This window comes from Clostridium fermenticellae (assembly GCF_003600355.1).
Lineage (GTDB): Bacteria > Bacillota > Clostridia > Clostridiales > Clostridiaceae > Clostridium_AV > Clostridium_AV fermenticellae.
The window spans coordinates 1186302-1207218 of record NZ_CP032416.1; the positions used below are offsets into that span (position 1 = coordinate 1186302).

Annotated in this window: 21 protein-coding genes; 19 read left to right on the forward strand and 2 right to left on the reverse strand. The window is 31.0% G+C overall.

Annotation, left to right across the window (positions count from 1 at the left end; genetic code table 11):
• Positions 1-41 precede the first annotated feature (41 nt).
• From D4Z93_RS05720 to D4Z93_RS05785, 13 genes are all read left to right on the forward strand, one after another.
• Complete coding sequence (locus D4Z93_RS05720; protein ID WP_119971169.1) at positions 42-302, forward strand: stage V sporulation protein S; 261 nt, start codon at positions 42-44, stop codon at positions 300-302.
• Between the two features lie 234 nt (positions 303-536).
• Complete coding sequence (smc, locus tag D4Z93_RS05730) at positions 537-4103, forward strand: chromosome segregation protein SMC (RefSeq protein ID WP_119971173.1); 3567 nt, start codon at positions 537-539, stop codon at positions 4101-4103.
• 25 nt (positions 4104-4128) lie between these two features.
• Positions 4129-5040, forward strand: coding sequence for a signal recognition particle-docking protein FtsY (gene ftsY / locus D4Z93_RS05735; protein ID WP_119971175.1), 912 nt, complete (start codon positions 4129-4131; stop codon positions 5038-5040).
• A gap of 108 nt (positions 5041-5148) precedes the next feature.
• On the forward strand, positions 5149-5490 hold the full coding sequence (locus D4Z93_RS05740) for a putative DNA-binding protein (protein ID WP_119971177.1): 342 nt from the start codon (positions 5149-5151) through the stop codon (positions 5488-5490).
• An 11-nt stretch (positions 5491-5501) separates the two neighbouring features.
• Complete coding sequence (gene ffh, locus D4Z93_RS05745; protein WP_119971179.1) at positions 5502-6857, forward strand: signal recognition particle protein; 1356 nt, start codon at positions 5502-5504, stop codon at positions 6855-6857.
• An 87-nt stretch (positions 6858-6944) separates the two neighbouring features.
• On the forward strand, positions 6945-7202 hold the full coding sequence (rpsP, locus tag D4Z93_RS05750; protein WP_119971181.1) for a 30S ribosomal protein S16: 258 nt from the start codon (positions 6945-6947) through the stop codon (positions 7200-7202).
• An 18-nt stretch (positions 7203-7220) separates the two neighbouring features.
• Positions 7221-7448: a KH domain-containing protein gene (locus D4Z93_RS05755; protein WP_119971183.1), complete on the forward strand. Its 228-nt coding sequence runs from the start codon at positions 7221-7223 to the stop codon at positions 7446-7448.
• Positions 7449-7504: 56 nt separating this feature from the next.
• Positions 7505-7993 carry a ribosome maturation factor RimM gene (gene rimM, locus D4Z93_RS05760; RefSeq protein WP_119971184.1) on the forward strand — a complete coding sequence of 163 codons (489 nt, stop codon included), beginning with the start codon at positions 7505-7507 and terminating at the stop codon, positions 7991-7993.
• Positions 7984-8706: a tRNA (guanosine(37)-N1)-methyltransferase TrmD gene (gene trmD / locus D4Z93_RS05765; protein ID WP_162920259.1), complete on the forward strand. Its 723-nt coding sequence runs from the start codon at positions 7984-7986 to the stop codon at positions 8704-8706. Before rimM ends, trmD begins: the two co-directional genes overlap by 10 nt.
• A gap of 152 nt (positions 8707-8858) precedes the next feature.
• Positions 8859-9203 (forward strand): 50S ribosomal protein L19, encoded by a 345-nt coding sequence (rplS, locus tag D4Z93_RS05770; protein ID WP_119971186.1) that lies wholly within the window; start codon positions 8859-8861, stop codon positions 9201-9203.
• Between the two features lie 52 nt (positions 9204-9255).
• Positions 9256-9768: a signal peptidase I gene (lepB, locus tag D4Z93_RS05775; RefSeq protein ID WP_119971188.1), complete on the forward strand. Its 513-nt coding sequence runs from the start codon at positions 9256-9258 to the stop codon at positions 9766-9768.
• Between the two features lie 19 nt (positions 9769-9787).
• Positions 9788-10630: a ribosome biogenesis GTPase YlqF gene (gene ylqF, locus D4Z93_RS05780; RefSeq protein ID WP_119971189.1), complete on the forward strand. Its 843-nt coding sequence runs from the start codon at positions 9788-9790 to the stop codon at positions 10628-10630.
• Between the two features lie 31 nt (positions 10631-10661).
• Positions 10662-11522: a ribonuclease HII gene (locus tag D4Z93_RS05785; RefSeq protein ID WP_119971191.1), complete on the forward strand. Its 861-nt coding sequence runs from the start codon at positions 10662-10664 to the stop codon at positions 11520-11522.
• A gap of 46 nt (positions 11523-11568) precedes the next feature.
• On the opposite strand, the gene D4Z93_RS05790 is transcribed toward D4Z93_RS05785, so the two are convergent.
• Positions 11569-11937: a YraN family protein gene (locus tag D4Z93_RS05790; RefSeq protein ID WP_119971193.1), complete on the reverse strand. Its 369-nt coding sequence runs from the start codon at positions 11935-11937 to the stop codon at positions 11569-11571.
• A gap of 191 nt (positions 11938-12128) precedes the next feature.
• On the opposite strand from D4Z93_RS05790, the gene D4Z93_RS05795 reads away from it, so the two are divergent.
• Positions 12129-13643, forward strand: coding sequence for a YifB family Mg chelatase-like AAA ATPase (locus D4Z93_RS05795; RefSeq protein WP_119971195.1), 1515 nt, complete (start codon positions 12129-12131; stop codon positions 13641-13643).
• Positions 13644-13684: 41 nt separating this feature from the next.
• On the opposite strand, the gene D4Z93_RS05800 is transcribed toward D4Z93_RS05795, so the two are convergent.
• Positions 13685-14503, reverse strand: coding sequence for a TIM barrel protein (locus D4Z93_RS05800; protein ID WP_119971196.1), 819 nt, complete (start codon positions 14501-14503; stop codon positions 13685-13687).
• A 123-nt stretch (positions 14504-14626) separates the two neighbouring features.
• On the opposite strand from D4Z93_RS05800, the gene dprA reads away from it, so the two are divergent.
• The 5 genes from dprA to tsf all read left to right on the forward strand — a co-directional run bounded on the left by dprA (position 14627) and on the right by tsf (position 20907).
• The gene (gene dprA, locus D4Z93_RS05805) at positions 14627-15712 is read left to right on the forward strand and encodes a DNA-processing protein DprA (protein WP_119971198.1); all 1086 of its coding nucleotides are present in this window, start codon (positions 14627-14629) and stop codon (positions 15710-15712) included.
• A 141-nt stretch (positions 15713-15853) separates the two neighbouring features.
• The gene (gene topA, locus D4Z93_RS05810) at positions 15854-17941 is read left to right on the forward strand and encodes a type I DNA topoisomerase (protein WP_119971200.1); all 2088 of its coding nucleotides are present in this window, start codon (positions 15854-15856) and stop codon (positions 17939-17941) included.
• Positions 17942-18214: 273 nt separating this feature from the next.
• On the forward strand, positions 18215-18991 hold the full coding sequence (codY, locus tag D4Z93_RS05815) for a GTP-sensing pleiotropic transcriptional regulator CodY (RefSeq protein WP_119971202.1): 777 nt from the start codon (positions 18215-18217) through the stop codon (positions 18989-18991).
• Positions 18992-19214: 223 nt separating this feature from the next.
• Positions 19215-19916, forward strand: a complete 702-nt coding sequence (gene rpsB, locus D4Z93_RS05820; RefSeq protein ID WP_119971204.1) for a 30S ribosomal protein S2 — start codon at positions 19215-19217, stop codon at positions 19914-19916.
• 76 nt (positions 19917-19992) lie between these two features.
• Complete coding sequence (gene tsf, locus D4Z93_RS05825) at positions 19993-20907, forward strand: translation elongation factor Ts (RefSeq protein ID WP_119971205.1); 915 nt, start codon at positions 19993-19995, stop codon at positions 20905-20907.
• The last annotated feature ends 10 nt before the right edge of the window (positions 20908-20917 follow it).

Below are 20917 nucleotides of genomic sequence, written 5' to 3' on the forward strand. Positions count from 1 at the left end.
AACTATGAATATAACTAATATTTGTAGGGAGGAATTATTTCATGGAAGTATTAAAAGTATCAGCTCAATCACAGCCAAAATCTGTAGCAGGAGCATTAGCAGCAGTGCTTAGAGATAATATATCCGCAGAGGTTCAAGCAGTTGGAGCAGGAGCAGTTAATCAAGCTGTAAAAGCCATTGCAATTACAAGAGGGTTTGTAGCCCCAAATGGGATTGATTTAGTAGTAGTTCCGGCTTTTTCTGAAATAAGCATAGATGGGGAAGAGAGGACTGCCATAAAGTTTATCGTGGAACCAAGATAATTAAACTATTATAAACCCTGTGTGTTGAATCGCAGGGCTTTTATTTTATAATTGATATTTTTATTTTTATAATATAAACTATATTATGTAGACTTGCAATCTTATTATGTAGAATGGAGTGTTTAAAGTTGAAGAAGAAGCAAAGAGAGAAAATGACTAAATTTCTTATTGTTTTTGTAGTTATTATATTTTTAGTTAGCTTACTCCCAATGTTAGGTAGATAGGAGTGACTTTATGTTTTTAAAGTATATTGAAATACGTGGTTTTAAATCTTTTGCAGATAAAACCGAAATAACCCTAAAGAAGGGTGTTACAGGTATTGTCGGTCCAAATGGAAGTGGAAAAAGTAATATTGCAGATGCTGTAAGGTGGGTACTTGGTGAGCAGAGCATAAAAAACCTCCGAGGTGGTAAAATGGAAGATGTAATTTTTTCCGGAACTCAATTTAGGAGGGCTGTGGGATTAAGCCAGGTATCCCTTACTCTCGATAATGAAGATAAAAAGCTGCCAATTGGTTATACCGATGTGACTATAGCTAGGAGATTATATCGTTCAGGGGAAAGTGAATACTACATAAATAATACCCGGTGCAGACTTAAAGATATTCAGCAGCTTTTTATGGATACCGGTATAGGTAAAGAAGGTTATTCTATAATAGGACAAGGCAAAATAGATGCAATTTTAAGTGGTAAACCTGAAGATAGAAGAGGTCTTTTAGAGGAAGCAGCTGGAATAGTCAAATTTAGATGGAGAAAAGATGAAGCTCAGAAGAAATTAGAAAATACAGATGCAAATTTAATAAGAATAGATGATATTTTAAGAACATATAATGAAAGATTGGAACCATTGAGGCTGGAGAATGAAAAGGCTAAAAAATTTATAGTTATATCAAAAGAACTTAAGGATAAGGAAGTAAATATAGTAATTCATTCCATTGAAGAAATACAAATTAAAATTGATGACCTTGATAAAAAATCAGATAAGATAAGTTCTGATATAGATAAACTGAATTTGGATTATAAGAATGTTAATGACTATATAGTTAAGAATAATGCATTAATAGAAGAATTGAATCTTAAAGATGAGGACTATAAAAAGCAGTACTATGATAATAAATCAAGGAAACAAAATATAGAGGCAAATATAAACCTGCTTAATGAAAGATTAAAGAATGCAAAAATTTCTATAGAAACTCATTCAAGCGAATTTAAGGATATTGAATTAAAAGTTAAGGGTTTAATTGAAAATAAGAATGATATTGATAAAATTTTGAGAAATTTAATTGAAAAACAAAATTTTCTTAAAGAAAATACGGATGTTTTTCAAAAGCGGATAGATAATTTAAGTGCATCCATATATGATAAAAGCGATCTAGTTAAAAATTTGAAGAATGACCAGATAGAGTACGTTACAACTGTATCAAATGTAAAAAATGATTTGACTATGATGAATAATAATATTAAGGAATTAAAAGAAAAGATAAGCAATATGGAAAAGCAGTGCAGGGGGTATTCAAATTCTATGGACATGAATTTGAATACAAAAAGCATATTACAAAAAACCTTTTCTGATATGAAAAGTGAAATATCAGGTATTGATGATAAAATTCATCAGAATAAAAAGAGTATAGTTCAACTTAATAAGTCAGTTTTATCTTGTGAAAATGAACTGAGAGAAGTTAATACTAAAAAGGCAAAGTTAGAAGCTAATTATATTATGCTGAATAATCTTGAAAAACAACATGAGGGTTATTCAAAATCTGTTAAGATACTTATGAATGATATAAATAAGGGAAAAGTAAATGTGGGTAAAGACGGATGTTTTGTATTGGGTGATGTTTTTAAGGTTAGAAAAAAATTTGAAATTGCGATAGAAATAGCTTTAGGTTTTACTATATCACAGATTATAACACTTAATGATAACATTGCGCGAAAACTTATAAAGTATTTAAAAGACAATAATATAGGGAGAGCAACTTTCCTGCCTTTAAATACAGTCAGAGGTAAAAAATTTACTGATATGAAGCATATAAGCAGCATGAATGGGTATATAGGAATAGCAAGTGATCTTATAGAATATGATACTGTGTTTACTAATGCTATTGTACATATTCTTGGTAGGACAATTGTAGTAGATAATATGAATAATGCACTTAAGATAGCAAAACAGGGCAATTACTCCTTCAAGATTGTTACACTTGACGGTCAAGTTGTTAATCCAGGTGGTTCGCTTACAGGTGGAAGCCTTCAGCATAAAAGTATTAGTATAATAGGAAGAAAAAGGCAAATACATGAAACGAAATTTGAAATAGACAAGTATACTGAAAAAGTTGAAACTCTGGATAATAGTATAAGAATTCATAGATATGAAATTAAGAAGCTAGATGATCAAAATCTTAATTTTAAGGATGAAATTTACAATAAGAATTTGGAAGTGGCGAAGATAGATCAAAAAATAAGGACAATTGAGGATGAATACAAAAAACTTAATGAAAATATAAAAGTTTGTACAACTGAAATAGCTTCTTTAAATTTAAAATTAGAAGAAACAATTAATAACATAAAATTAAAAGAAACTGAATTGCAGGTTATATCGAATAAACAAATGGAAAATAATAAACTTATAATTGAAACTGAAAATAAACTTGAAGATAGAAATAAGGAAATAAATGAGAATAGGGATAAGCTTACTGGTTTTAAAGTAGAAAAAGCTCAAATAGATGAAAGTGTTTTAAATAAAAGATCTGAACTCCAAAATATAAAGTTTAGTATAGATGAGATGACCACAAAAAAAGTTAATTTAAAAGATGAAATAAAGAAACTTGAAGACGAGTTAGTAGATTATAAAAACAATATAAATAATAGTAGAAGTGAAATTTTAAAAATAGATGAGTATCTATCAGAACTTGATCATAAGAGCAGAGATATAAGTGTTGACTTAATACGTATAAAACAGGAGCTTGAAAAACATAATCAAGGTATACATGATATTTCTATGGATAAATCAAAGCTAGAGAAGGAATTACATAAAATAGAGATACTTATAACAAGGTTTAATACCGAAAAAGATGGATTTTATACTAAATTAAATCAGGAATTGGAAATTACTTTTGAAGAGGCATTAAAATTAAAAAAAAGTATACCAAATCTCGAATCATATAAAAGAGATATATTCAACTTAAAAAAGGAAATTTCAGAACTTGGTGTTGTGAATCTTGGATCAATAGAAGAGTATAAAACTTTAGTTGAAAAAGTTAATTTTATGACTTCTCAAAGAGAAGATCTTGTAAGTTCCAAAAGTGAACTTATAAGCCTTATAAATGAGATGACAGATAAGATGAGAGATTTATTTGCAAAGAATTTTGAAGAGCTTAGAAAGAATTTTAATGAGATATTTAATCAGCTTTTTAAGGGTGGAAGTGCAGACTTGATTTTATCAGATGGAGATGAACTTACGGGAAATATAGAGATCAAAGCACAGCCTGCAGGTAAAAAGCTTCAAAATATTAATCTTATGTCAGGCGGAGAAAAGGGTTTGTCTGCTATAGCTCTTTTGTTTGCTATATTAAAGATGAAGCCAACGCCGTTTTGCATATTAGATGAAATAGAAGCTGCACTTGATGATGCAAATGTAGTGAGATATGCTGATTTCTTAAAGAGATTTTCGAATGGCATACAGTTCATAGTTATAACACATAGAAAGGGAACTATGGAAGCTGCGGATGTGTTGTATGGTGTTACTATGGAGGAAAAAGGTATATCTAAAATAGTATCTGTGGATTTGAAGGAAAAAGTCTCATAATTTTATAAACGTGGAGGAATAAGTAATGTTTAGTAATTTTTTTGATAAATTAAAAAACGGTTTGAGTAAAACGAAAAATAATTTAACAGAGAGGGTAACTGATATCCTAGCCGGAGCAATGACCATAGACGATGAACTTTATGAAAGTCTAGAAGAAATATTGATAACAGCTGACATAGGAGTAGAAACCACTATGGAGATAATAGATAAGTTAAGAGAGAAAATAAGAGAAAAGAAGATAAAAGATCCTACTTTAGTGAATTCTTGCCTTAAAGAGGTTGTTGCAGATATGATGGGAAATGAAATATCTTCAATAGAGCCTGAAATGCTTCCAGAAGTGATAATGGTAATAGGTGTGAATGGAGTTGGAAAAACAACTTCCATAGGCAAGATGGCTTCAAAACTTAAAAATAATGGTCATAAAGTAATTGTGGCTGCTGCAGATACTTTTAGAGCTGCAGCTATAGACCAACTTGAGGTCTGGAGTAATAGGTCTGGAGTTGATCTTATAAAGCATAAGGAGGGATCAGATCCAGCAGCTGTTGTTTTTGATGCAATACAAGCAGCAAAGGCAAGAAAATCCGATATACTAATATGTGATACGGCCGGGAGACTTCATAATAAAAAGAATTTAATGGATGAACTTGGGAAAATAAATAGGGTGCTTGACAGAGAATTCAGTGAAGCTAAAAAGCAAATATTGTTGGTTTTGGATGCTACTACAGGTCAGAATGCAGTGAATCAAGCAAAACAGTTTTCGGAGGTATGTCCTATAGATGGGATAATACTAACCAAATTGGATGGAACGGCTAAAGGTGGTATTGTAATATCGATAAAAAACACTTTAAATATTCCTGTCAAACTTATAGGAGTTGGAGAAGGGATAGATGACCTTCAAGAATTTAATGCAAAGGAATTTGCTGAGGCACTTTTTTAAAATTTTTAGATGTGTTAAGTAAAGCTACTTGACACATCTAAAAATGTTTGTTATTATGTAATTCGTAAGTAAAGGAGAGATATGCAGTAGAAGTATTGCAGATGCTTAATGGAAGATAGAGTTAGAGTATCTATATTAATGGATATTTATGGAAAGCTTTTAACAGAAAAACAAAGAAACGTAATGGATTTATATTATAATGATGATTTGTCATTATCAGAAATATCTGAGTTGACCTTTACAAGTAGGCAGGCAGTTTATGATATAATAAAAAGATGTAATAAACTTTTGGATGGATATGAGGATAAAATTGCTCTTATGGATAGAATTTTTAAAATGAGAGATGCTAAAAAATCTATACTTGGTGAATTAAATAAAGTTAAATGTGCAGATAAAGATAGCAAATTGATACTTAAGAATATAAAAAAATCTATAATAGATAATTTTTAGGAGGAAATGGCATGGCTTTTGAAGGATTAACGTCTAAACTTCAAGGTACATTAAAAAAGCTTAGGGGTAAGGGTAAACTTTCAGAAAAAGATATAAAAGATGCTATGCGCGAAGTAAAACTTGCACTTTTGGAAGCAGATGTCAATTATAAAGTTGTAAAAGACTTTATAAAAAAGGTAAGTGAGAAGAGTTTAGGAGAAGAAGTTCTTAAAAGTTTGACTCCAGCACAGCAGGTTGTAAATATTGTTAATGAAGAACTTAAAGAATTAATGGGCAGCACTCAGAGTGACATTAAATATGGTTCAAATGGAATTACTGTTATAATGCTAGTTGGTCTTCAGGGAGCTGGTAAGACTACTATGTGTGGTAAACTTGCACTTCAGCTGAGAAAAAAGAATAAAAAACCACTTCTTGCAGCATGTGACATATATAGACCTGCGGCCATAAAGCAGCTTCAAGTAGTTGGAAAACAAATAGATATACCTGTTTTTTCAATGGGTGATAAGGTTACCCCGGTTGATATATCTAAAGGAGCCGTAGAGTATGCAAAAAATAATGGATTGAATGTTGTTATAATAGATACTGCTGGAAGGCTTCATATAGATGAGACTTTAATGAATGAATTAAAGGATGTAAAAGAAAATGCAAGGCCTGATGAAATATTGTTGGTAGTTGATGCCATGACAGGTCAAGATGCAGTAAATGTGGCTGACAGTTTCAATGAAAAGTTGGATATAGATGGAGTAATACTCACAAAACTAGATGGTGATACAAGGGGAGGAGCAGCTCTATCAATAAAGGCTATGACGCAGAAACCTATCAAGTTTATAGGTACTGGTGAAAAAATGAGTGACTTTGAGGAATTTCATCCAGATAGAATGGCGTCTAGAATACTTGGAATGGGTGATGTCCTGTCTCTTATTGAAAAAGCAAAACAGGCAATAGATGAAGATGAAGCTAAAGAATTAGGAACAAGGATTATGAATCAGGAATTTAATCTTGAGGATTTTTTGACTTCTATGCATCAAATGAAAAAACTTGGACCATTAGATAAGCTTCTTGAAATGGTACCTGGTGTTACACCCAAAGAATTAAAGGGTATAGATTTAGGCAATCAGGAAAAGGAAATTGCAAAAATGGAAGCCATAATAAATTCTATGACAGTGAAGGAAAGGAGAAATCCTTCTATAATATCTTCTTCTATGTCCAGGAAAAAGAGAATAGCTAAAGGCTCAGGTACTGCAGTTCAAAATGTAAATAAAGTATTAAAAGATTTTGAAAATATGAAAAAGATGATGAAACAGATGAAGGGTATGAAAAAGTCATTTAACAAGAAAAGCTTATTTGGTGGTAAGATGCCTTTCTAGCATTATTTGTATCGAGTAAAATTATTAAAATAAAAGATTTATAGTTACTATATTAAATAATACAATGCTTGTAAGGAGGTGATATAAATGGCAGTTAAAATAAGATTAAGAAGAATGGGTGCAAAGAAAGCTCCATTTTATAGAGTAGTTGTTGCAGATTCAAGATCTCCAAGAAACGGTAGATTTATTGAAGAAATAGGATATTATAATCCAATAACTGAGCCAGTTACTATAAAGTTTGATGAAGAAAAGGCTGTTAAATGGGTGAAAAATGGTGCTCAACCAACAGAAGTTGTAAAAAGGCTTTTTGAAAAAACTGGATTAAATGAAAAACTTGCAAAATAGTTACTGGGGGTGTAATGAATGAAAGAATTAGTTGAAATTATAGCCAAATCACTAGTTGATAACCCAGACATGGTTCAAGTTAATGAAATATCGGGAGAACAGTCGATTATTTTAGAATTGAAAGTAGCTCCGGATGATATGGGAAAAGTAATAGGAAAACAGGGAAGAATAGCAAAAGCTATAAGAACTGTTGTGAAGGCGGCAGCTATAAAGGAAAATAAAAGAGTTGTTGTTGAGATAATATAAGAGTTAGGTATACCTAACTCTTTTGTTTGATTAATTTTAAAAGGAGGGGTACACTTATGAAGAAGTTTTTAACTGTTGGTCAGATAATAAATACTCATGGAATCAATGGTGAATTGAAAGTATATCCTTTAACAGATGATGTAAAAAGGTTTAAAAAATTAGATAAAATATATATTGATGGTAATGAAAATAAAGTTGTTTCATGCAAAATTGGACCCAAGATAGTTATTTTGAAAATTGAAAATATAGATAGTATTGATGAGGCGACTAAATATAGGCAGAAATATATTGAAGTTTCAAGAGAAGATGCTGTAAGCCTTAAAAAAGGAAGTTACTTTATTGCAGATATAGTAGGATGCCATGTTGTAGATGAAAATGGCTTAGATTATGGAGAAATATCAGATGTAATACAAACAAAAAATAATGATGTATACTGGATAAAAGGTAGTAGAGAACTTCTAATTCCAGCATTAAAAAATGTTGTGGTTAATGTTAATGTAGAAGATAAAAAAGTGATCATAAGGCCTTTAGATACATGGCAATGAAGATAGATATATTGACTTTGTTTCCTGAGATGTTTGATATATTTAACCACAGTATAATTGGAAGGGCTATAAAAAACAATATTATTGAGATAAATACTTTTGATATTAGAAACTGCACTTTAGATAAGCATAGAAAAGTTGATGATTACCCATATGGGGGTGGAGCTGGCATGATAATGGCAGCGCAGCCAATAGTTGATTCTATAAAGACGGTAAAAACAAATAATAATGGAAAAGTTATATTCTTAGGACCTAGAGGAAAAACTTTTGATCAGGATTTAGCAAAGCAGCTTTCTAGGGAAAGTGAACTTATATTTTTGTGTGGACACTATGAAGGAATAGATGAAAGAGTTTATGAATATATAGATATGGAAATATCATTAGGAGATTTTGTATTGACAGGTGGAGAAATGGCTTGCATACCGATAGTAGATAGTATATGCAGGTTGATTAATGGGGTATTATCTAACAGCAACAGTTGTATTGATGAATCATTTTACAGTGGGTTACTTGAGTATCCTCAGTATACAAGGCCAGAAAATTTTAGAGGACAAAAAGTGCCAGAGGTACTTATCTCAGGACATCATGATAATATAAGGAAGTGGAAAAAGGCTCAATCTTTAAATATAACAAAGATTAAAAGGCCTGATTTATTTAAAAAGTATGTGCTTACAGAAGAGGATAAAAAGCTTATAAAAGATGTAAAGCTATAGTCGATTGCAAACTTAAAAAATATATACTTAATAATGTTGAAAATTATAAAAGCATATGATAAAATAAAGTTTGTGCTATACAGGCGCTCCGCTGTCTGCTTGTAAATTAGCTGGATATGAACGTCGAATAATTGTTAGGAGGGTAATGCACAATGTTAGAAGTAATAAAACAAATAGAAGCAGAGCAAATAAGAAATGATTTACCACAATTTAATGTAGGAGATACTGTAAAAGTCCATGTAAGAATCAAAGAAGGAAACAGAGAAAGAATTCAGGTATTTGAGGGAATAGTACTTAAAAGACAGAATGGTGGCTTAAGAGAAACCTTCACTGTAAGAAGAGTAGCTTATGGTGTCGGAGTAGAAAGAACTTTTCCTGTTAATGCACCTATAATTGAAAAATTAGAAGTTGTAAGAAGAGGTAAAGTAAGAAGAGCAAGATTGTTCTACTTAAGACACAGAGTTGGTAAGGCAGCAAAGGTAAAGGAAATATTATAATTGAAATGGGGCTTTTAGAGTCCCTTTTTGTATATTAAGGTGGTGTTTTGTTTTGGTGAAGGAGCTATTGGATTTAGGTAAATCTATAATTATAGCGATAATAGCGGCATTTCTTATAATTACATTTGTATTTGAAACAGTTAGTGTAGACGGCCACTCTATGGATCCTACTTTGAACAATAAGGATAGACTTATAGTTGAAAAGGTAAGTTATTATTTTAGAGCACCTAAGAAAGGTGACATAGTTGTTATTAAATATCCTGCTAATCCAAAAGAAAAATTTATTAAAAGAGTTATAGGCATTGGTGGAGACAGAATTAAAATTCAAGATAATAAATTATATATAAATGATGTAGAGCAAGATGAGCCGTACATACTTGAGAAGACAATGGCTGATTTTAATGAGGTTACTGTTCCACAAAATACAGTTTTTGTCTTAGGAGATAATAGAAATAATAGTAGAGACAGTAGATTTAGTGATGTGGGATTTGTAGATTATAAAATGATAGTTGGAAGAGCTGCACTTAGAATATTCCCATTTAGTAGATTTGGACCTTTGAAATGATTAGAAAGGATAGGTTAATATGGTTATAAATTGGTTTCCAGGTCATATGGCAAAGACGAAGAGAGAACTTAAGGAAAGCTTGAAACTTGTTGATGCCGTGATAGAGATAAGAGATGCTAGAATAGTTAAATCAAGTGAAAATCCTGATATAAATGATATATGTGAAGGTAAGCCGCGAATAATACTACTAAATAAAAGTGATTTAAGTGCGCCATTGATTACTAAAGGTTGGATCAAATGTCTATCGAATAATAATGTAAAAACAATAAGTGCAAACTGTGTTACAGGAGATGGTTTGAAGTCCATCAAATCGTTGTTGAATGAACTTTTAAAGGATAAACATGATAGAGCTAAGCAAAGAGGAATTGCAAAGATAGTGGACAGAGTAATGGTGGTTGGCATACCTAATGTTGGAAAATCATCTTTTATAAATAGAATTGCAAAAAGTAAAAATGCGAAAACTGGTGATAGACCAGGTGTTACAAAAAGCAAACAATGGATAAGAACTAAAATTGGTATTGAACTTATGGATACACCAGGAATCTTATGGCCCAAACTTGAAAAACCTGAAACTCAATTAAATTTAGCATTTACTGGTGCAATAAAGGATGAAATACTTGACACAGAAGAATTAGCACTAAAATTAATAGAAAGGCTTATGGAGGATTATCCTAGTAACTTGATGATCAGATATAAGTTAAATGAATTATATGATGATCCTTTAAAAAACATGGAGGCTATAGCTTTAAAAAGAGGAGCAGTTCTATCAGGCCATAATATAGATTATACTAGAGTTTCCACAATAATACTTGATGAATTTAGAGGCGGAAAATTAGGGAAAATATCATTGGAGAGACCGTAGAATAGTTACATGGAATGAGGTTTTAAGTTTTATGAATATAGGCAATGATGGAAATTTAGATTTTGATATAACAGAAAACTGTTTATTTGATGATTCATCAAAGTTAAAATTTACAGATATAAAAAGTTATGTCAATCTCTTAAAGAATTCTTATTTTGATACTAAAGAAGAAAAATATCTTAAGGTTATAAAGATACTTTCGGGTGACCAAAGAAAAAATGTTATAAAATTGTCTGAGAGTTTAAGCAAATTTATATATAAAATGGATCAGGAAATAAATAGAGTTAAAAGTATGTATGAATTTGATAGAAAGTTTAGCAAATGCATTTTTATAGCGGGGACAGATGAAGTAGGAAGAGGTCCACTTGCAGGTCCAATAGTAGCTGCATCTGTAATTTTAAATTTAAATTACAAGAGTGATAAAGACTTGATTTTAGGAATAAAAGACTCTAAAAAACTATCGGCATCTGTGAGAGAAAAGCTTTCTAAAGTGATAAAATCAAAGGCGTTGGATTTTAATATAGCATTGATTAATAATACGAAAATTGATGAGAGAGGTATATCATGGTGCAATAATGAGGTACTTAGAAAGGCTGCGGATGGCTTGAAAATACAACCGGACTTGGTGCTTTCAGATGGGTATGCCGTAAAAAATTTAAACATAGATAATGAGTTTATCATAAAAGGAGATGCAAAAAGTGCAAGTATAGCATGTGCATCTATAATAGCAAAAGTATATAGAGATAATTTAATGAGGGAGTATTCTAAAGAATATCCTAACTATAGATTTGAAAATAACTCAGGATATGGAACTAAGGAACATATAGAAGCTATTCGTAAATATGGTGTATGTAAAATACACAGAAGGTATTTCTTGAAAAATATTATATAAATTAAAACTGCATTTTTGATAATGCAGTTTTTTGTTGTGCCTATTCTTATAGTTGGAATGCATCCTTGATCAATTTTACAGAAGGAGTATTAGTGTCATTTGAGAGAATTATTTCAATAACATCAAATCTAAAGTTAAATTTGAAAAGTTTTTTCTTCATTATATATAGTTCAGCTGTTTTATATATTTTTCGCTGCTTTGAATAGGTTACAGATTCACACGGGTTACCAAATAATGAACCATATCTTGTTTTGACTTCAATAAAACATATATAGTCTCCATCCTTACCAATTAAATCTATTTCACCTATCCTGCATCTGAAATTTCTTTGAAGAATTGTGTATCCAATTTGTCTTAAATAATTTTCAGCAATATCTTCGCCCAGGGAACCTATATCCTTGTTAAAAGAATGCATACATATCTTCCTTTCAAATATATATTGTAAAATAGTATTATGTTTAAAAAGTACTAATAAACAAGTTTATATGCTATGATTCTAACATTAATATCGTCGATTGTAAATCACATTTGTATATGTTTACAAAAAATCAGTGTGTTTTGAATATATAATTTTTTATTTGTCAATACTTAAGCAGAGGTGATATTATGGCAGTTAAAATTATAACTGCTGCAGTTAGAGGTATAGATGGATTTATGATAAGTGTCGAGATTGATATAGAAAGGGGACTCCCGTGTTTTAATATTGTAGGACTTGCAGAAGCTTCAGTTAGGGAATCAAAGGAAAGAGTTAGAGCTGCAATAATAAATTCTGGATTTGAATTTCCTGTAGCAAGAATAATAGTAAATCTAGCTCCAGCTGATGTTAGAAAAGATGGTTCACAGTTTGATTTGCCTATAGCTATAGGAATACTTACTGCAACAAATCAGATTGTTTTTACTGATACAGAAGAATTTGTAATAATGGGTGAACTTTCATTGTTTGGCGAATTGAAGGGAATAAAGGGCGTTCTTCCGATTACTATCGAGGCGATTAAAAATAATATAAATAGTTTTTTATTACCATATGAAAATGCAAACGAGTGCTCAGCTGTAAAAGGAAGCAAAGCATATTATTTTAATGATTTAAAACAGGTTGCAGGGTATATATCATATAGGGATTTAGTGCCATACGAATATAGTGAAAATTACGATTGCATTAGATCAAATTTAGATTTTGAGGATGTTATAGGACAGGAGAGTTGCAAAAGGGCTGTGGAAGTTGCGGCAGCTGGTAATCATAATATATTAATGGTTGGAGCACCTGGATCCGGTAAGACAATGATTGCAGAAAGAATACCATCTATATTGCCAGAGCTTACCTATGAGGAATCATTAGAAGTAACTAAAATTTATAGCATATTAGGTAAACTTGATTGCAGCAACGGTCTAATAAAAAATAGGCCATTTAGAAATCCGCATCATAATACTACGGTTACTTCAATTATAGGAGGTGGAAATCTTATGCCCGGGGAAGTATCGCTTTCTCATAATGGAGTTCTATTTTTGGATGAAGTATTAGAATTTAAAAGTAAAGTGTTAGAAGCATTAAGACAGCCATTGGAAGAAAAGAAGATAAGAATATCCAGGCTTTCTGGTAATGTCGAATATCCAGCTAATTTTATGGCAGTATTTTCTACAAATCCATGTCCGTGTGGTTTTTATAAGTCATCAAGGCCGTGTACTTGCAGCGATTACGAAAGAAAGAGATATATAAATAAGTTGTCTGGACCTATAATAGATAGGATTGATTTATTTACTTTTGTGAATCCAATTTCATATAATGAAATACAAAGTAAAACTAAAAATGAAAATTCATCTTGCATAAGAAACAGAGTTGAGATGGCAAGGAAGATTCAGAAAGAAAGGTTTAAAAATTATGGCATACATTGCAATTCTGAAATGAATACAAGACTTATAAAAAAATATTGTAAATTAAGCAGAGGGTGTTCAGATATTATGGCTACAATATATAATAAATTTAACTTGAGTACAAGGGCGTATAGCAGGATATTAAAGGTTTCCAGAACAATAGCTGATCTAGAAGGATCAAAAAATATAGAAAAAAAACATATAGTAGAATCGCTTCAGTACAGAAGGTTTTTAAATGAGGAGATTATATAAAAGACCCTTTAGTTTTATAAAGAGTCTTTTAAAAGTATATATTATAAATTTTCATATGTTTCTTTTAGGAGAAGAGCGTCATCTTCAAGTATAGGACTTTCGCATATTATACATCCTTTTATGTCAAAATCTTTAAATGCACGTAAGCAATCTATGTAATTAAAGTCACTTTCCTTAAGTGGTAGATGATTTCGTTCTCCTTTAGCACTATACCTTATGCCTGACATATGTATATGCATATCCTTGAGTGCATCTTCTCCCAAATTTGATTTTACATATTGTAATATTTTTGCAAAATCATCATAACTTTTAAGGGAACCATTATATCTTGCATGTATGTGAGAAAAGTCGATGCAAAGTTTGCATGAAGGAATTTCTCTGCAGAGTGATACTAATTCTTCTAAGCTTCCGAATTGAGAGGCTTTACCTGTAGTCTCGAGTCTATAATCTATAGTATCATGTGGAAGCTTAAGCAAGTTGGATTTTATTGTACTATAAGCTTCCTCCTTGGAGTCCTTTAGATAAAAGCCTGGATGAAATACAAGACTTCTTCCATTTATTTTTGATAGGCCATTAGCACATTTTATGATTCTTTCAAGCGATTTATTTTGTTTTTCATCTTCATCAGCATTTAAATTCACATAGTAAGAACCATGAGCTGAAAGGTAAAAGTTATTTTTAATTTTAGTTTCTAGTATACTTTCTTTATTTTTATCTGTTACATTTACGGAACGCACAAAAGGAAGTTCCATTGCGTCAAGATTTAAGGATTTTAAATATTCTATTCCTGATGAGTAATTAAACTTTTGAGTTCCGTTTCCATGAGGAAGTCCTGAAATGCCAAATAATAATTTGTCCATAGTATTTTGTATCCTTTCTTAAAATAGATAGTTATAGATAAATATATCTGTTAGATATTAATAATTAATTATAGACTTGCATATAAAATGTAATTTGTCAAGTTGATTTAAGGAGAAATATTAATGAGTATATACGATTTGTGGTTTAGTTCAATAAAGTTGTCGAATAAATCTAAAATAAAATTGTTAAGTAGTTTCAATAGTATTTATGATATATGGAGTTATGTATTGTACAGCAATGATAATTCATTAATAGATGAAAAAGTAAAGAAATACATTAAAAAGTTTTGGGACAGATCAAAACTTGAAGATATTTATAAGGAATGCATTAATAAGAATATAAGAACTGTAAGCTTATATGATAAAGACTATCCATGTAATTTGAAGAATATATGTGATTATCCATCAATATTGTTTTATAAGGGAAATATAAAAAAACTCAGTCAAAATGTGAATGTTGCCATTGTGGGATCAAGAAATTACACTGTATATGGTAAAAATATTGCGGAAGCAATAAGCAGAGAACTTGCCCAAAATGGAGTAAATATAGTTAGTGGAATGGCGAGGGGAATAGATACATTTTCACATACAGGGAGTCTTGCTCAGAATGGATTTACTTGTGCAGTATTAGGATGTGGAATAGATGTAATATACCCAAGGGAGAATAGAAAATTATATGATTCAATATGTGAGAAAGGTTGTGTTATTTCAGAATTTATGCCTGGAACTAGACCATTTTCATATAACTTTCCAGTTAGAAATAGAATAATAAGTGGACTCAGCAGCCTTGTAATTGTAATCGAGGCCGGGGAGAAAAGTGGATCTCTTATAACTGCTGGGTTAGCATTAGATCAGGGAAGAGATGTTATGAGTGTTCCTGGCTCAATTTTCAAAAATCAAAGTAAGGGAACGAATAAACTTATAAGAGAAGGGTCTTATGTATTCACAGAGATTAAAGATGTTTTTGAAGTTTTGGGCTTAAATTACAAGAATGAAGTCAAATGTAAAAAAGTTTTAGATATGTCTAATGAAATAGAAAGAAGAATATATAATGTGTTGAGTGATGAACCAATGCATATAGATGATATATTTAGAAGAACTAATATTGACATAAAACAATTATATGAGGTATTATTTGAATTGCAACTTAGAAACTGGGTAATATGTATTTCAGGAAACTACTTTGCAAGGATAGAAAAAACCTCTTAAATAGATTAATCTATATTTGTGAAGGTATAATTATTTACATATAGTGAATAGTATTTATTGAAAATAGAATACATTTATTAACTAAAAGTTTTAAAACGAGGGGGTGTAAAACTCTAGTTAAAATGCTAACTGGAGCTAAAAATGGGACAGAAATTAATTATAGTTGAATCACCAGCGAAAGCCAAAACCATAGGAAAATATTTAGGTAAAAATTATACGGTTCAAGCATCTATGGGACATGTAAGGGATCTACCCAAGAGTCAATTGGGAGTTGATATAGATAATGAGTACAATCCTAAGTATATAACGATAAGAGGAAAGGGAGAACTTCTTGATAAAATAAGAAAAGAAGCAAAAAAAAGTGATAAGATCTACCTTGCTACTGACCCTGATAGAGAAGGGGAGGCTATTTCGTGGCATTTATCTCATGTACTTAAATTGGATGAAGATCAGGATTGCAGGATAGAATTTCATGAGGTAACAAAAGATGCTGTTAAAAACGCTATAAAAAACCCACGCAAGATAAAGCTGGATTTGGTCAATGCCCAACAGGCCAGAAGAGTACTTGATAGGTTGGTTGGTTATAAGATAAGTCCTATACTATGGAATAAGGTAAGATGGGGATTAAGTGCGGGTAGAGTACAATCTGTAGCTTTAAAAATGATATGTGACAGAGAAAAGGAAATAAAAGGATTTATACCCAAAGAATATTGGACAATAGAGTGTGAGCTTCATAAGGAAAAGATGAAAAAAGCATTTAAAGTTAAACTTACGACATTTAATAAAAAGAAAATAGAAATAAAGAGCAAAGAGGAGACTGACAAAATAATAAAAGAACTAGAAAATGGAGAGTTTATTGTAAAATCGATAAAAAAGTCAATAAAGACCAGGAATCCGCTTCCTCCATTTACAACTAGTACGCTTCAACAGGATGCATATAAAAAATTGAGTTTTTCAACTAAGAGAACTATGTCAGTTGCTCAGCAATTATACGAAGGCATTGATGTTAAAGGGTATGGGACAGTTGGACTTATAACCTATATGAGAACAGATTCTGTGAGAATAGCACTTGAAGCACAAAATTCGTGTAAGGATTTTATAGAGGAGAAATTCGGAAGAGAATATACTGTAGAGAAATTTAGAAACTTTAAGGGTAAAAAAAATATACAAGATGCCCATGAAGCTATAAGACCAACTAATGTTCAGATTACACCTGAAATAGCTAAGGAAAATTTAAAACCAGAACAGTACAAATTATATTCGCTTATATGGAATAGATTTGTTGCAAGTCAAATGGCAGAGTGCACGATTAATGCTATATCCGTAGATATATATAATGAGAAATATGGACTTAAGGCAAATGCTTCAAGTATAAAGTTTGATGGTTTTATGAAGGTATATGATTATACAACTGATGATGAAGGGAACAATACAAATTTTCCGACTTTGGAAGAAGGAGAGAAATTAGTTAGAAAATCTATAGAAGGAAAACAGCACTTCACACAGCCACCTGCTAGATATTCTGAAGCTAGCCTTGTAAAAACACTCGAAGAGAATGGAATAGGAAGGCCGAGTACGTATGCTCCAATAATATCAACACTTCTTGCCCGAAAGTATGTTGAAAGATTAAAAAAGACATTAGAGCCAACCGAATTGGGTGAAATAGTAAATAATATAGTAAGCGAATATTTTAAGCAGATAGTCGATATAGAATTTACCGCAGAAATGGAGAAAAAACTTGATGATGTAGAAGAGGGTAAAGAAAAATGGAATAAGGTAGTTGATGAGTTTTATAGTCCGCTTAAAGAGGCTATTGATGTTGCGGAAAAGGAAATTGCGAAGGTGACAATAGAGGATAAAGTAACGGATATAAAATGTGAGAAATGCGGAAGAAATATGGTTATAAAACATGGCAGATTTGGAGAATTTCTTGCGTGTCCTGGATATCCTGAATGTAAAAATACCAAACCTATAGTTCAAGAATTAGATGTAAAATGTCCTAAGTGTGGAGGAAAGGTTTTAGTTAAAAAAAGTAAAAAAGGCAGAAAATTTTATGGCTGCAGTAACTATCCTGAGTGTGATTTTATAAGTTGGTTTGAACCTACTTTAACCAAGTGTTCTGTATGTGGAAGTTATATGGTTAAAAAATATAGCAAGGCTAAAGGCAATTATTTGCAATGCTCTAATGATGAATGCAAAAATATACAACAAGTAGAAGATAAAAATTAAAGTTAGCTATTTCTTTATATAATGAGGAAACTTGATTTATATGCTGCTTAAAGAACAATATGTCGAATAATATAAAAATCAGGTTGAAATACAATTACTATTATGTTATGATAACTAATGTGTGTAAGAGATAATTCTAAATATTTAAAAAAGTCTAAATTATTTACATGATACTTTAGTATGTGACGTTTTTGTATTTTAATGATATTACTATATAAATATTGTAAATAACAAATAGTTTGGTTGTATTGCAAATTATAAGGAGGAATAACGATGAAGTCTTTATTAGACAAAACTAGAATGTTAAATAAGATATTACAGAAGTCGGGCACCGAACCAGTTGTTTTTAATGATATATGTAATTTATTAAGCGACGTATTAAACTGTAATGTTTATATTATAAGCAGGAAAGGGAAGGTACTTGGATATAATTTTTCAACAGGATTTGAATGTGATGTTGTGAAAAATAGAGTTATAAGTGAAATGAGATTTCCTGAAGAATATAATTCTAAGTTATTAAATGTTCATGAGACATTATCTAATTTACCTAATAATGGTATGTGTGTCTTTGAAGATGATGAATCTTGTAAAGTTGATAACAAATTAACAACTATAGTACCTATAAACGGAAATAGAGAAAGATTAGGCACTCTTTTGCTTGCAAGGTTTGATGAAGAATTTACAGATGATGATTTAGTTCTGGGAGAGTATAGCGCTACAATAATAGGATTAGAAATATTAAGGGCAAAACATGATGAAATAGAGGAAGATGCAAGAAAAAAAGCTGTGGTTCAGCTTGCAATAGGCACGCTTTCTTATTCAGAATTAGAAGCAGTTGAGCACATTTTTGATGAGCTGGATGGAAATGAAGGTTTGCTAGTTGCTTCTAAAATAGCGGATAAGGTTGGAATCACGAGATCTGTTATTGTAAATGCACTTAGGAAATTTGAGAGTGCCGGAGTTATTGAATCAAGATCATTAGGAATGAAAGGAACTCATATAAAGATACTAAATGAAAAGTTATTGGATGAATTAAAAAAGATAAAATAATCAATAATATTATTTAAAGGTTAGGTTAAGATATTTTAGCCTAGCCTTTATTATTTAGGCATACCGTAGAAATTTGAATTTATAGTTGAATAGTACTGATGCTTATGATATACTACTATAGGTGATAATACACACATTGCTTAATTTATGGAATGGTTCCTTTGATTTTAAGGTATTCTGTAAATATGATTGCGATGGAGGAAAAAACCTAGGAGGTAAGATTATGTCAGTTATTTCAATGAAACAATTATTAGAAGCAGGTGTTCATTTTGGACATCAAACAAGAAGATGGAATCCTAAAATGGCTCCATACATATTCACAGAAAGAAATGGGATCTATATTATAGATCTACAAAAGACAGTTAAAAAGGTAGAAGAAGCTTATGACTTCATAAAAAGTACTGCCGAAGAAGGAAAAGATATACTATTTGTAGGAACTAAAAAACAGGCACAGGAAGCTATCAAAGAAGAAGCATTGAGAAGTGGAATGCACTATGTTAACAATAGATGGCTTGGTGGAATGATGACTAACTTTGTTACCATAAAGGCTAGAATTAAAAAATTAGAAGAACTTGAAAAAATGGAAGAAGACGGAACATTTGAAGTTCTTCCTAAAAAAGAAGTTATAAAGCTTAGAAATGAAAAGGAAAAATTAGAAAGAAACTTAGGCGGAATAAAGAAAATGGATGCTAACAATATTGGAGCACTTTTCGTAGTTGATCCAAGAAAAGAAAGAAATGCTATATCTGAGGCTAAGATTTCAGGAATACCAGTAGTAGCTATTGTTGATACAAATTGTGATCCAGATGAAGTTGATTATGTAATCCCGGGAAATGATGATGCAATAAGAGCTGTAAAATTGATAACATCAAAGATTGCAGATGCAGTAGTAGAGGGAAAACAAGGAGAAGAGTTAGCAGAATAGTCTGTTGAGGTAAATGAAAAGTTTTTCATTTACCTTTTGAATTGACTTTAATTAAAGGATTATAGGAGGAATAAACATGATAACTGCACAAATGGTTAAAGAATTAAGAGAAAGAACCGGCGCAGGAATGATGAACTGCAAAAAAGCATTAAATGAAGCAAATGGTGATACAGAAAAAGCTGTTGAGATATTAAGAGAAAAAGGATTGGCAGCTGCAGCTAAGAAGGCTGGAAGAGTGGCATCTGAAGGAATAGTAAAAACTTATTTATCAGATGATTGTAAAAAGGCATCAATAGTGGAAGTTAATTGTGAAACTGATTTCGTTGCAGTAAATGAAGATTTTACTGGATTTGTTGATATTGTTTCGAAAAAAGCAGCTTCTACAAGTACTCAGACAGTAGAAGAATTTGTTGAGGAAAAATATGATGATACTACTACAATAAAAGATGCCTTGACTGCTTTAATTGCAAAGCTTGGAGAGAACATGAATGTTAGAAGATTTAAAGCTCTTTCAGTAGAAAATGGTGTAATTCAGGCTTATGTTCATGGTGGAGGAAGAATAGGTGTTCTTGTTAAACTTGAATGTGAAAAACAGAGTGATTTATTAAAAGAAGTTGCAAAAGATGTTGCTATGCAGGTTGCTGCAACTAATCCGCTATTCTTAGATAAGGATTCAGTAGATAAAAATGTACTAGAAAAAGAAAAAGAAATATATAAAGTTCAAGCTTTAAATGAGGGAAAACCTGAAAAAATTGTTGAAAAAATGGTAATGGGAAGAATTCAGAAGTATTACAAAGAGAATTGTTTAGTTAGCCAAATTTGGGTTAAGGATTCAGATTTTACCATTGAAAAATATCTTCAGGTAAAATCAAAAGAAATTGGAGCACCAATAAAAATTGCAAGTTTCGTGAGATTTGAAAAAGGTGAAGGAATAGAAAAGAAGGAAGAAAACTTTGCTGAAGAAGTTCAAAAACAAATGCAGGGTAAATAAGAAATTGAAA